Origin of the sequence: Vallitalea sp., from assembly GCF_025211055.1 — a bacterium.
GTDB lineage: Bacteria > Bacillota > Clostridia > Lachnospirales > Vallitaleaceae > Vallitalea.
Window position 1 is genome coordinate 271,860 of record NZ_JAOARO010000057.1, and the last position, 12,680, is coordinate 284,539.

Consider the following 12,680-nt stretch of genomic DNA (forward strand, 5'->3'; position numbering starts at 1 on the left):
GTTATATGTAACATTATTAATATTACAACATAATATATAGCAAAAGTACTTTTTTTATTGATGGACAAGTTTTTTAGAAGGTGGTGATAATTATAGCAAAAGAAACATGCAAAAAAACAAACATTAATATACCTGATAAATGGGAACAACTTTCATATGCTGGAGAAAAAAGGGTACCCACCAAAGAAGAACCTTATGCAAGTTCATGGCCTACTTATTTCTTTTCAAGAGATGAACAAGGTAGATTTCTAGATCCTGAAGGAAATATTGTAGCTTTTGAGATAAGAAGTCCTGATCAAGGAATTGATTTTGAAGGAAAACAGCTTAGCATTGTGAAGGAAACACTTGATAACTTAACCAATTTTCAAAAAAAGGTAGCAACTTATTGGGGTACTGGTCCTGCTACAAAACAATTCACACCTATTATAGATATTTTAATTACTACCTATAACATCTCAGCACCAAGAGCCGCTCGAATACTTGCTGCTATACAGGGTGCATTAAATGATGCATTTGTTATTGCATGGCATTTTAAGTTTAGATGGCAGATTCCAAGACCGAATCAATTGGACCAAACTTTAAAAACTTTTTTATGTACCCCTAGACACCCTAGCTACCCAGCTGGTCATGCTACTATAGCAGGTTGTGCTGAAACAGTTTTAAGTTATTTTTTTGAAGCAGATAAGAAAAGACTTAATGAACTAGCTAGACAATGTGCTATTTCAAGACTTTATGGTGGAGTCCATTATCCTATTGACCTTAGAGAAGGTCTAAGATTAGGCAGACAAATAGGTGGAATAGTTGTAGAACAACTAAGGAAACAATATGATATCAATCTTTCTCAGATAGATTATCCAATACTCGTCAGTAAAAACCCTAAACTACCACCTCCACCATTCAAACAAGTCATACCTGATTTTGGTAGTATGAAATGTACTTCCCTAACTATGGATGATGACTAGTATAATTAAAAAATCCATGCTACTATAAACATTAGTAACATGGATTTTTTATTTGATTTCTATATCTCACATTCATGAATCTTTTTAAATGCTCAATTCAATCTAAAGCTCAAGTTCAGTAATTTTAACATTATTCCAAATTTTATCATTTATTTCTATTTTATAATCAGCTATCCATTCTTCAACTTTTTTATTAAAAGCTTGTTTCTTTAATTCTTCAATAGCTTGCTCCTTAATATGAGCTTCTCTTTCTTTTATTGCTTTAATATCTTCCTCTGTAGGCTCTATCACTTCTTCTAATTTAATGATATGATATCCATATACAGTTTCAACAATTTTACTTATTTCTCCTGGCTTCAGATTAAAAGCAGCTTCTTCAAATTCTGGTACCATTTTCCCTCTTGAGAACGTATATTCCCCACCATTATCTTTAGAACCAGGATCTTGTGAATACTCTTTTGCTAGTGCAACAAAATCTTTTCCTGCTTTAGCTTTAGCTAATATTTTTTCAGCTTCTTTTTTTGCTTCTGCCTTTTTACTTTCTGATAAAGGTTGATTACTAGCATCTACTGTTTTTATTAATATATGTCTTGCTCTAACCTTCTTAGCATAATATTCATAACCATTTTCTTGATATCCCTTATATTGTATATTTTTGTTTAAAATAGAATTAAGTTTATCTTCATCTGCAGTATAATTCTCCATAATTTTGTTAAATAATAATTCTACTAACTTCTGGTTTACCATTGTTTTTTTAACAATTTCTGAAGTAATGCCATTTTTGCTAGCACCTTCCTTATTGTAAGTGCTCATGAATTTATTCACTTTAGTATCAATACCCTTTTGTTGTTCATTAGATAATTTTAACCCCTTTTGTTTGGCTACTGAAGCTATAATATTACTAGATTGAACTGAACTAAGTGCATTATCTTTAGCTATCTGTGCAATAGACTTTCCATCTTCTGTCGTTTGTTCCCACACATTAGCTCCAAAATATGATTCGTATTGAGCTTTTATTTGTGCTAAATATAGATTAATTTCACCAAGTGTAATTTTATTTTCACCATTTATAGTAACTATAGTATCTTCATAATTAGTATTAGGTTTTGTAGATAGTATAATTGTTTTCGTATTATTTTGCCATCCTACTGATAAACCGAGAGCATTACACAATGAACGAACAGGTAAGTAAGTTCTTCCATTATATATGATTGGTTCTAATTCAGTTCCATCAGTGTCTTTTGGACTAAATTCTTCACCATCTAATACTGTTCTAATCTCATAAGATATCTTAGCGGTTATATCTTTTACTAACCCACTAGCTGACACCCCTATTACAGTAGCTAATAAAAAAGTTGCAGTAACAAATCCTAAAATAAAATGCTTTAAATTCTTCATTTCTTCCTCCTTTGTCCTAAGTAAATAATCACATATGTAAGTTATTTATACTATTTATTAAGATTAATTCATAAATACGGTATAAATAATGCAAATAATAATATAATTAAAATTTTATTTAATTATATTATTATAATGATATCAGATAATACGACATAGGGCAATAAAAAGTTATGAAGACAACCAAAATAAAACATTTTATATTACCTCTATGAGTTCTTCATAAATATCATCAAATTCATCATTCCATTTTTCTATATTGAGATTAAAATATTTAGATAATTTTTTATATACACTTGTCCATTTTATTTTATCATCCTTAGTCATTTTATTAGAACTTAGAATGAAATCTTTATATTGGAACTATGTATAACTAAGTCCATATCCAAAAGTTTTATTATCTTAATAAACACCGTTAAATAACTTCTAAAAACATTAGTAACATTATTCCACAAAATATGAATCCGCTTACTGTCAACATATTTTTCTATTACTTCATCATCAACAACAAACCAATGACCATCTACAATTTAGTTTCCTATGAGTGTTAAGGTATGTATACCATCAAAATTTGCATATTTCAACTTATCATTTAACTGCTCTTTCAATTCTTGATATGTATATGGCTGGTAGTTATCATCATGATATCTATCTTCTAACCAACCTTTTATAATGTTTAGGTCGTTAATGACATCTTTGAACTTTTGCTCCTCTTCAATAACGCCCTCTCTAATCTGTTCCATTTTGTATTGCTCCAATAGATGTGTATATTCTCTATAGAATTTACTAATATCTAAACTATCATCTTCAAATAAATGCATATTACTGATATCAGCTTTTTTCAGAGCATTTATTATGTTCTGTATTTCAATCTGTGGAAATTCAGTTTCTAATATTTCATCACCATATAAATCGCCAATAATATTAAAGCTGAGTATATGATCATTCATAATCATCTTCTGTTTATTGTCGTATGTTTCTTTCATCTTATTAAAATTAGTATTTACTCTCAATGAATATATTAATAAGAACAAAATAATGGGTATAAATATTAAATAATATTTTTTCTTCATGCAAAATCACCTTTTTTATTAATGTTATTTTCTTTTTTAATTGTATAAACTTATTTATTACATAGATTTTTTCTATTTGATTATATACAATCTTGTTTAAATTCCCATTTAATATTAGCAGATAATTCGAGAATAAGCAACAATATCACGTAAAATATTCTGTATATATCTTATTTGCATTGTATAAAATAACATCATACCACTACAAACTATTTTAGTCTCAAAGTGAACTGTGAGATATTATATAATTCAACTTATATAGTTTTGCCCTAAGATATTAAAATACAGAAAAGGAAGCTATGATATATGAGTATTATTAGTGCAGAAACCTTATTTCATTTCATGAAGGAATTTTCTTTCTTGGAAGATATATTAAATAATAAATTTTCTCCTAGATATTATAGAGAACAATCAGTCTTTTTTGATGAACCAGTCTATATTCTGATGAAGTGTTTTTGTGATATACCATTGTCTTTAGTAAAAAAACATATAGAACAATATGGCTGTTATGCCATTGGATTCAATAAAAAATGGGGAATGACTAATAGGATTAATCCAATAAACTATTATAATGAAAACTCAAACTTCATTCATGCAATAAAAATACAATATGATGCATGTATTGATATGATAACCAACAACAAAAGTATCAACTCTGACAATTTTGATTTAAATAGACTAAAAAAAGCACTTGAGTACACTTTTATGAATTATAAACCTGTGCGTATTGAAGCAGGTGCTAGAGATTATTATAATGAAAGAGAGTGGAGATACATTCCATTGGAGGAAGAAAAAGATTCTATTATAATAAAAAAAGATAATATTAAACAATTGTATTTGAGTTCAGAAATACAAGAAGATAAGATTGAAGAATATAATGAAGTCATGAAAAATTATCATACCCTTAACTTTGAATTACAAGATATAAACTTTATTATTGTTAAAACCAATGAAGAAATTCGTTATCTATGCAAGTTTTTTGATACTAATTATAAAGATAACCCATATAGAGAAATAGTTAAAACAAAAATTATTAAAAGAGAAGACATAGAAATGAATTTTTAGTTATCTACAAAGAGATACTTGAAGAAAAGGACTTCTTAATAACGAACGAATCCATATTAAGAAATCCTATTTCCCATTATTTATATACACAAATTATTTCATATTGGAGTCAAAAACTTAATTGTTTATACTCTTTTCTGCTTAGATAAGGTCCTACATTAAAAACTAACTAGACTTTACCACATAATAATATATTCTTGCATAAAAAAAGAACCTACTTCTGTAATTGGAGGTAGGTTCTCCTAAAGTCATGATATACGTAATTATTCATTAAGTACTTTACTACTATGTAACCACCTATGGCACTAATACCAACAGTAGAAATAATTTTTTGTTTAGTCCATGCCACTATAATTGCCACTGCATCCAAAAATATTAATGCTATTGTATACATATATACTAAGTCAACTATGCTGTATAAATAAGTTTCATCTTAGATATGTAGATATATAATATTGTCCACTACCTTTTATTCTTTTTACTTCAAGATAATAGAACCTATCATCATAAACTCTTGTATAGTCTAAAGTTGCCGATGTAGAAGACCAACAGCCTCTATTTATTCTTTGTCCATAATCATTATATAGATAAATATTAAAGTTTAAATCTGGATTAAAATCATAATCTTCATGTTCAGGACCAAATTTATTTGCATCTACAATTATTTTAAGTTTCCCATCTTTTCCTGGTTTAAACTTATACCAATCTACTTTATCATTTTCAGATAATGTTTTTGGTGGTCCACCGATACTATTAGCTCCTGTTATGGGATATCTGAATTGAGAGGCTTTTTCCATGATGTCATTATCTCCATCAAAAACATCATTTGGTCCAATAGCAAATATTACAGTGTTTTGTGTTGTTATCAAACATACCGTTAACATTAAACCTAAAATAATTTTTTTCATTATAATTCCTCCTCTTTTTGCATAGTATATTATTTATATTACTCTTTCTTTCTAAAAAAGTCTGTCGATAACCGTTGGCTAAATACGCAAAAAAGGACAAGCATTTCAACTTATCCCGCAAAATAATTGTTTAATCTATATTATAACGGATTTCCTTATAAATATTTACAGATAATTTAATAATAAGCAATAAAATAATTACCTTCAATTAAGAAATTTGGTCATGTACCTGTCCTAAAGCAATGTTTATTGTTATTGTACTAATCAGTCCTTTTGTCTTTATGATAGGTACTTATTAATTTACAGATTGAATCTTCAAAGCACCCAATTAATCCTATTACTATCCCTACTATTATAAGAATAATACTCAAATGGTACGGAAATATAATACCTAATTCTTGCATAGCCGACATAAATTTTTGATTGGACATCCATGTATGCAAATCCATACATTGTATCGAAGTAGGAATATAAACAATTCCCATAAGCATTACACCAGCTAGTATCAATATTCCCCCAAAAATAACTTTTTTCATAAATACCTCCACACTCAATTATTTAAATTAATTATTTAATTCTACTTTTTATTATCATAATAATATCAGTTATTTGAACAATATACAATAAAAAACTACGTAGTAAATTGACATTTAGTAAGTATTAAAAACCCCCCTGTATTTAAGAAGGGGTTAATTAATTATGCTACCTTTAAATATTCAAATTTTAATTTAGCAGCAAGATTTTCTGGTAATGTAGAAATGAATTGATTGATTTCACTCTTACTATAATTTACTACTAATAAATCAAGTACTTCATTCAATATATCTGTTTCCCTCATACTTCTATATCAACATAAACTTGAAGAACAAAAAAAAGATTATCCACACATTTATTAGGCAGATAACCGTTTTCGAAGATAGAGTTGATGTAAATATAATTGTAACTTTGTATAATGGAGGTTAACCACATACTATGAAATCCACCAACAACATATTCTTTACATATATACTTATAACCATTTAATACATATTTCTTTTATTTGCATTAATTTCAGGTTAATTCTTCACTTTTAACCGTATATGTTATTTTCAATCTCTTCTTCTAATTTAAATAGAGATTTTTCTGTTTTATATTTTTTATACATAGTTCTCTTTATGTTTTTTGCTATATCACTATATAAATTATATTCAATTCCATCTTTTTTAGGATATGGTATTAAAATTTTTCTTAATTGTAATTCTTTTATCCTACTATGTGATGATGATGTTCCACTAGTTAAACTAATAATTTGATTTTTTACTAGATTACTATTCAATAGAAAACTAATTAAAAAAGAAGAATATCCTTCCTTAGGCTTTAATATTGAAAACTCATACGAACATACTAGTTCACTATTATATTCTGGAACTACTGCAATTCTTGGATTTTGTGGATTAATTTTAGAAAACAATATATCTCCTGCACAACATACCTTTCCTTTTGAAATAGGCTTGAATTGTTCAACTTTTTGAAAATCAATTGTATGATCTCTTCTAACATGCAAAACACTTATATGCCTATATCCTTCTTCCACATATTTTTTATCTCTTTTATTATCCATAAATTCTACAATTTCTTCTAGTTCTTTAATCTCAAATTTATCATTTGGTATATTTCTTAATTCATTTAATGTTTTCAATCTCTTTGAATCATAAAAATTCGGTTTATAAATATTATCTATTATATCACTATTATAAACAATCGTACACGAAGGTGTATTATTAATTATTTTATGTTTTTTCATATTCTCAATTTTCTTATCGATACTAATATATTTTTGACTTATTATTTTCATTTCATTTTCGCCTTTAGAAAATTTTACAGGAATTCCAACCCTATCTTTAACTACAAAACCTACATCTTTACATATACCCATAAATATTCCATTTTTTGCAACTCTTTTTTCTAGATAAATTATTGCACTATTAGTTCTTGTTCCAGCTTGAGCAAATGTTACACTAGGCAGATCTATAATAGCTTTAATATTCACTTTTTTATTTAATTCAATTCTAAATGTCTCATACAATCCCTTTGCTGATAAAACTGAATCAGGCACTATAATCATTAATTTACCACCGTTTTTTAGAAGTGAAATACTCTTATCTAATATCAACAATTCTGACGTAACAATAGTATCATCTTTACATATACCTTTTAATATTGAATAATACTCTTTATTCTTAAGTTTTCCAAAAAGAAATTCTGCTCCAAATGGTGGATTAGATACAATTATATCTATTTTATTATAAAAATTATCTATCCAACTTTCCTCTGATATACTATTCCCCTGCTGGAAATTATAGATATCACAATCTAACATCAATGCATTAATTTTAGAAAGCCTTGTCATTCTATCAACTTTATCTTGTCCATAAATTGAATGTTTTTTGATTTTTTCAATAATCCCCCTCTTTTCTTCTTCACTTAATTTTAATCTATTAATATATTCAATTATCAACTTAGACATTTCTATTGGCAATGTCCCTACACCACAAGTAGGATCCAAAATCATAAATTTTTCTTCTAAATTCATAATGCTCTTTTTAAAAAAATCATCTTCCATTATATCATTAACTAATATCTTCAAAGCAGGGGTTACTACTTCTGACGGTGTCATATATTGAGCATCTTCTTTATTATTTCTAAAATTTTCACGCACAAAATGTCCAAAACATTCATTTATTATATCAAATGTACCTTCTCTTCTCTCCTCTAATAATGCCACAAAATCAAGTTTACTTAATTCACAAATTAACATTTCAGCAAATTGATTTTCACTATTTTGTATATTCATTTGAGGATTAGCACCAAAAACATTAGTTCCATCTTGATTAAAAAACATTTCATCCTTTGAAATTACATTAAAAATACTTATTAATGCAATTGCTATTCTACTTTCATCATTATAATTTCGTTTTGCAAAATTTTTCACATATTCTATATTAAACTTCTTTTTTTCTTTTAATGCTATATAATAACTTATTACTAATAATTTAACTATTTCATCCAACTTTTTATTTGAATCATCTAATCGTCCTTTACTATGAAATTCCTCTCTAATATTTGATAATACTTCATAAAACAAATTATAATTTATTTTATTTTCCATTATTTACTCCTTTCATATTATAAATAAAGATATATATTTAATAATATATATCTTTATTTATAATCCACTTTTTACTTTTAATGTGACAATTTTTTCTCTTTATATAAAATGATTGTCACACTGAAAATAACTTAATTGACCTAAAATATAAGGTTCAAACAAATTCATTTCAACCCCATATACTACACTCAAAATAAAGTTAAATATTTTATATAGTACTATTATCAAAGGAAATTGTTCAATTTTTTTATAATTTGTTCCATTATTAAATAATTGCTCAAAATACTTTTACTTGACTCACTCATATTCGAAATATCAATGTTCTTTAACCATTCAATATTCCTTTCCCTTAATTTTTCTATACTTAATTTTTCTATAATCGCATTATCCTTAAAATTATCTTTTTCAATTTCATGTGATAAAACATTTCTCATTTGTATCAATATTTTACAACAATCATAAAACTCATATTCAAGCCTCTTATTATTAAACGATTTAACTTGAAACTCAAAAATTTTAATAATCTTTTCATTTTTACTTAATTTAATTATATTGTTAAAAGTAAACGAACTAAAAATCGTTTTATGATCATACTTTACATTAGCTTGTTGTAAATGATTATTTTCAAAATCAATATAGGTGGTATTTCCTTTTAATCCTCCAACATAAAACCATATTTTAGCATAAATTTCCGCGCAATTTTTTTTCTCCACATTTTCAATATACTGTTTAAATACTTCTTTCACTCTATTTTCTAATGTATTAAATAGTCTAAGATATCTATATATTATTAATGCATGTATTTCTTCAGATTTAAGCTCATTTTTATTAATTACTCTGTTCATTTAGTATATCACTTATCCTTTTAACTCTTTTATTGACATTACTTGTAGTAGTAGGTGATTTCTCGAGACTTTTAATTATTTCATCATCACTAATAATTTTATCAAAAAAGTTATAAAAATCCTCTCTTTTTACAGCAAAATAAATACAAACATCTGTTAAATTTTTGATATATTTAACAGGAACTTTATTTTTTAAGTTAAGCATAAGCTTAATTGTCTGCTCTAAAATTTTATCTAATTCTTCATCTTGTAACCTTTCTGGATTCTGTTGAAGCTCCGCTAATATAGTATTTATCATCTCTCTTGGTCTAGAATTATATCCATTAATCACCTTGTCATTTATATTCATTCTTAGATAATATGCTATACTTGAAAAAAACCTACCATAATCTTCATATCTTTTTATATCATTTGGAGTGAAGATTTCTTTATATTTATTCTGTTCTTCTCTAAATCTTTCCTCTTCAAACTTCTCCCCTTCAACTCTTTGTTCTATAAAATCTTCTATTTTTCTTAAAACTTTACAAGAATATATCGCTTTTCTAATCTCATTTACTTTTAATTTTTCTGATCCTTTATTTAGTCTTGCAAATATATCATACTTAGTAAATTCTGGCGAGTTAGCCGTTATAACATATACATCTAAAACAGAAGATAAAAACTCCTTAATTTGCTCATTATATTCATTCTTAATAGCACTAAATGTTTTATTACCATATATATCAGCATAGTATTCTAAATGTTTTTCCTTTAAACAAATCTGATTTTCTAAAAAATCTTTAATTGTATTTAATCTCTGTTTTCCATCTACAACTTCATATTTATTTCCTTTTAACAAGTCCTCTTCTGGTATCTCCACGACATATATAGGTGGTATAACAATTCCCATAAACAACGATTCTATAAATGATACTTGTTTATCAATTTTCCATATATTATTTCTTTGATAATGAGGATCCAAAATAAGTTTTTTACTATCTATTTTTTGATAGATTTCAATAATAGACCATGTTTGTTTCACTATCTTTGTATCTTCTAATAATTTGCGTTTTTTTTCACTATCATTTGCTTTTTCCGAATCATCAACATGTTCATTTTCAGCTAATTGTATATTATTTTCCTCTAACTGCAACCGATCATTTTCCATACCCTATACTCCCTTAATCATTATATTTTCTAAGTATATACTTACTCATTACATATTATTAATCGCATAATTAACTTTCTAATTATTATATCATATATTTACTCATAATTGAAATATCTTTTCATCTTCATGTCTATCCTTAAAATTACCCTCCTTTTATACACACCATTACAACTTATAAAATTGACAATGCAATGATGTTTCCCCAATATATAAACATAAAAAATCCACGCCCAACCTATCTCTAGATTGTCGTGGATTTCATAGATGGAGGTGAGGCGTACAACTACACAGTCACGAACAATTTGAAGCAATACAGACATTTAGCATAAAAAAATCCACACAAATAATAATGTGGATTTTTCAATGTTTATTTACTTGAAATTGCAATATCAAATATTGTTCCAACTATAGTCTTCAAGGTTAATAATTCATTTTTATTCATTTTGCACAATTTAATTATCCCTTTTCTTTCAAACTCTTCAATATTATCTATGCCCTTCAATTCTTCAATACCAGCAGAACCAGTACCGTCAATATTGACATTCCCCTCTTTTTTTGATACAATAAAGCATCTGTTTTCGATTTCTTTCATACACCCGTCCAAATCATACATATGTATATGGTCTGGGTGTAATTTGATATCGTTAACGATTTTTTTATATTCTTCTTTCATTGCGATTAATGTTTCCATTTTTGTCCCTCCAATGTCATTATCAATTACCTATTACTTATATTATAATACGAACCTATGTTCGTGTAAAGCGTTTTTGAGTAAAGATAATACACATTACGAGGAATTAATATATAACATAACCATTACTGGTTCAACCTCCCACAAATATAGCATAGAACGGTCGGTGTTGCATCAGCCTCGGGCTACTTAACCAGTGCCTGCAGGAGTTGTAGCAACCTCACTTTGTTCTTTTAAATTTTTTGAGGGGAGATTAACCTATAATTATATTACACCTAATAGGTTAGATATATGCCCTTAGACCACTTTCTGGACGAGATATATGACTGCTCTTAACAGATCGCATCCCTTGCCTGGTATTGAATGGAACATATATTTTGTCCGAACTACGTTTTGTAACGAGCAACCATGTCTTGGTACTAACATTATCGCTCACAGCTGTTAGGTATATTATACCATAGTTATATGCTAAAAGGTTTCTGACTAACGTTCGGCGCACCGAACGTTTTACGCACAATTAACTTATGCCATCTACCAAGTCATCAATTTTTACTTTTAAAGCCCGTGATATTTTATAGATTGTATCAAAATAAGGTTTACTATCATTATTCTCAATCTGATATAGAGTCGATTTTGATACACCCGATATCTTAGATAATTTATTTAAACTTATATTCTTAGACTCTCTTATTTCTTTAATTTTTAGGACATACCCATAAACTTTTTTTCTAGGTCGTCTATCTCCTTTTTCATTTCTCCTAGATTGTACCAACTTTCATGATTGGGATTCTTTTGTATATCTTTTAAGGCTCTCATATATTCTATTGTTAATACTCTTATCTCTTCTTCTAATCTTTCTTCTTCTGTAAGTTGTTTCTGCTCAATCTGTCCACCCTCAAAAAACTCTTCTATGGACAATTCTAAGGCTTTTCTAACCTTGTCTTGGTCTAATAGGTTCATTTCTATAATGCCCTGTTCATGTAGCAATATTTTTGTTACAGCCACACTAGATTCTTTACTTAATTCAAATAATGTTAATCCTACCTCTTGTCTAAACTTTTTAATGTCAACCATGCTGTCTCACTCCTGTCAAATTATGTATTTTATTACTTTAATTATATAAAGTTCTACAGCATTTGACTAATGGTAATATATGGTATATAATTTTATAGAGGTATTAGAATTTCGGATAAAAAAAGCGATAGTATGCCCTTAGCACTATCGCTTTTTTATGTAAAAAAATAAAGCCTACCTTGGTAAGCTTATCTTATGTACTAATCTTCACTTTCTATTTTTCTATTATGCTATATACTTCGTAATATTATTAGTAAAAATATATGCGTATTTTAAAACTCAAAAGGAATGATCTCATGAGACTAAGAGAAATTAGAATCGAAAAAGGACTTACCAATAAGAAAATATCTGAATTAAGTGGTGTAC

13 protein-coding genes are annotated in these 12,680 nt (G+C 27.2%); 2 read left to right on the forward strand and 11 right to left on the reverse strand.

Translation table 11 applies throughout. The features are described from left to right. The first annotated feature begins 83 nt into the window (after window positions 1–83). Complete coding sequence (locus N4A55_RS08320) at window positions 84–962, forward strand: vanadium-dependent haloperoxidase (protein WP_293755139.1); 879 nt, start codon at window positions 84–86, stop codon at window positions 960–962. Window positions 963–1,064: 102 nt separating this feature from the next. Here the strand turns inward: N4A55_RS08320 and N4A55_RS08325 are convergent, their stop codons facing one another. Together N4A55_RS08325 and N4A55_RS08330 are read right to left on the reverse strand one after the other, a co-directional pair. Further along, on the reverse strand, window positions 1,065–2,360 hold the full coding sequence (locus tag N4A55_RS08325; RefSeq protein WP_293755140.1) for a peptidylprolyl isomerase: 1,296 nt from the start codon (window positions 2,358–2,360) through the stop codon (window positions 1,065–1,067). Window positions 2,361–2,890: 530 nt separating this feature from the next. After that, complete coding sequence (locus N4A55_RS08330) at window positions 2,891–3,433, reverse strand: hypothetical protein (protein WP_293755141.1); 543 nt, start codon at window positions 3,431–3,433, stop codon at window positions 2,891–2,893. Window positions 3,434–3,739: 306 nt separating this feature from the next. Here N4A55_RS08330 and N4A55_RS08335 point away from each other — a divergent pair, with 306 nt between their 5' ends. Further along, window positions 3,740–4,498 (forward strand): abortive infection system antitoxin AbiGi family protein, encoded by a 759-nt coding sequence (locus N4A55_RS08335; protein ID WP_293755142.1) that lies wholly within the window; start codon window positions 3,740–3,742, stop codon window positions 4,496–4,498. Window positions 4,499–4,926: 428 nt separating this feature from the next. Here N4A55_RS08335 and N4A55_RS08340 read toward each other — a convergent pair whose 3' ends face one another. The 9 genes from N4A55_RS08340 to N4A55_RS08375 form a co-directional block, all read right to left on the reverse strand. Next, window positions 4,927–5,406, reverse strand: a complete 480-nt coding sequence (locus N4A55_RS08340; RefSeq protein WP_293755143.1) for a hypothetical protein — start codon at window positions 5,404–5,406, stop codon at window positions 4,927–4,929. 260 nt (window positions 5,407–5,666) lie between these two features. Beyond that, the gene (locus tag N4A55_RS08345) at window positions 5,667–5,942 is read right to left on the reverse strand and encodes a hypothetical protein (protein ID WP_293755144.1); all 276 of its coding nucleotides are present in this window, start codon (window positions 5,940–5,942) and stop codon (window positions 5,667–5,669) included. Between the two features lie 161 nt (window positions 5,943–6,103). Next, window positions 6,104–6,226, reverse strand: a complete 123-nt coding sequence (locus tag N4A55_RS08350; RefSeq protein ID WP_293755145.1) for a hypothetical protein — start codon at window positions 6,224–6,226, stop codon at window positions 6,104–6,106. 249 nt (window positions 6,227–6,475) lie between these two features. Next, window positions 6,476–8,554 carry an N-6 DNA methylase gene (locus N4A55_RS08355; protein WP_293755146.1) on the reverse strand — a complete coding sequence of 693 codons (2,079 nt, stop codon included), beginning with the start codon at window positions 8,552–8,554 and terminating at the stop codon, window positions 6,476–6,478. 224 nt (window positions 8,555–8,778) lie between these two features. Continuing rightward, window positions 8,779–9,399, reverse strand: a complete 621-nt coding sequence (locus N4A55_RS08360; RefSeq protein ID WP_293755147.1) for a hypothetical protein — start codon at window positions 9,397–9,399, stop codon at window positions 8,779–8,781. Beyond that, window positions 9,383–10,546 carry a DUF262 domain-containing protein gene (locus N4A55_RS08365; protein WP_293755148.1) on the reverse strand — a complete coding sequence of 388 codons (1,164 nt, stop codon included), beginning with the start codon at window positions 10,544–10,546 and terminating at the stop codon, window positions 9,383–9,385. The genes N4A55_RS08360 and N4A55_RS08365 overlap by 17 nt, the downstream gene beginning before the upstream one ends. A 370-nt stretch (window positions 10,547–10,916) precedes the next feature. Next, window positions 10,917–11,240 carry a hypothetical protein gene (locus N4A55_RS08370; protein ID WP_293755149.1) on the reverse strand — a complete coding sequence of 108 codons (324 nt, stop codon included), beginning with the start codon at window positions 11,238–11,240 and terminating at the stop codon, window positions 10,917–10,919. A 517-nt stretch (window positions 11,241–11,757) separates the two neighbouring features. Then, the gene (locus tag N4A55_RS17040) at window positions 11,758–12,012 is read right to left on the reverse strand and encodes a helix-turn-helix domain-containing protein (RefSeq protein ID WP_443083824.1); all 255 of its coding nucleotides are present in this window, start codon (window positions 12,010–12,012) and stop codon (window positions 11,758–11,760) included. Next, on the reverse strand, window positions 11,943–12,314 hold the full coding sequence (locus tag N4A55_RS08375; RefSeq protein WP_293755150.1) for a hypothetical protein: 372 nt from the start codon (window positions 12,312–12,314) through the stop codon (window positions 11,943–11,945). Before N4A55_RS08375 ends, N4A55_RS17040 begins: the two co-directional genes overlap by 70 nt. Between the last annotated feature and the right edge of the window lie 366 nt (window positions 12,315–12,680).

Bases quoted from the DNA above. Each gene is read 5' to 3' on its own strand.
- N4A55_RS08325 (WP_293755140.1), bottom strand. From the start codon at position 2,360: ATGAAGAATTTAAAGCATTTTATTTTAGGATTTGTTACTGCAACTTTT.
- N4A55_RS08330 (WP_293755141.1), bottom strand. From the start codon at position 3,433: ATGAAGAAAAAATATTATTTAATATTTATACCCATTATTTTGTTCTTA.
- N4A55_RS08335 (WP_293755142.1), top strand. From the start codon at position 3,740: ATGAGTATTATTAGTGCAGAAACCTTATTTCATTTCATGAAGGAATTT.
- N4A55_RS08340 (WP_293755143.1), bottom strand. From the start codon at position 5,406: ATGAAAAAAATTATTTTAGGTTTAATGTTAACGGTATGTTTGATAACA.
- N4A55_RS08345 (WP_293755144.1), bottom strand. From the start codon at position 5,942: ATGAAAAAAGTTATTTTTGGGGGAATATTGATACTAGCTGGTGTAATG.
- N4A55_RS08355 (WP_293755146.1), bottom strand. From the start codon at position 8,554: ATGGAAAATAAAATAAATTATAATTTGTTTTATGAAGTATTATCAAAT.
- N4A55_RS08360 (WP_293755147.1), bottom strand. From the start codon at position 9,399: ATGAACAGAGTAATTAATAAAAATGAGCTTAAATCTGAAGAAATACAT.
- N4A55_RS08365 (WP_293755148.1), bottom strand. From the start codon at position 10,546: ATGGAAAATGATCGGTTGCAGTTAGAGGAAAATAATATACAATTAGCT.
- N4A55_RS08370 (WP_293755149.1), bottom strand. From the start codon at position 11,240: ATGGAAACATTAATCGCAATGAAAGAAGAATATAAAAAAATCGTTAAC.
- N4A55_RS08375 (WP_293755150.1), bottom strand. From the start codon at position 12,314: ATGGTTGACATTAAAAAGTTTAGACAAGAGGTAGGATTAACATTATTT.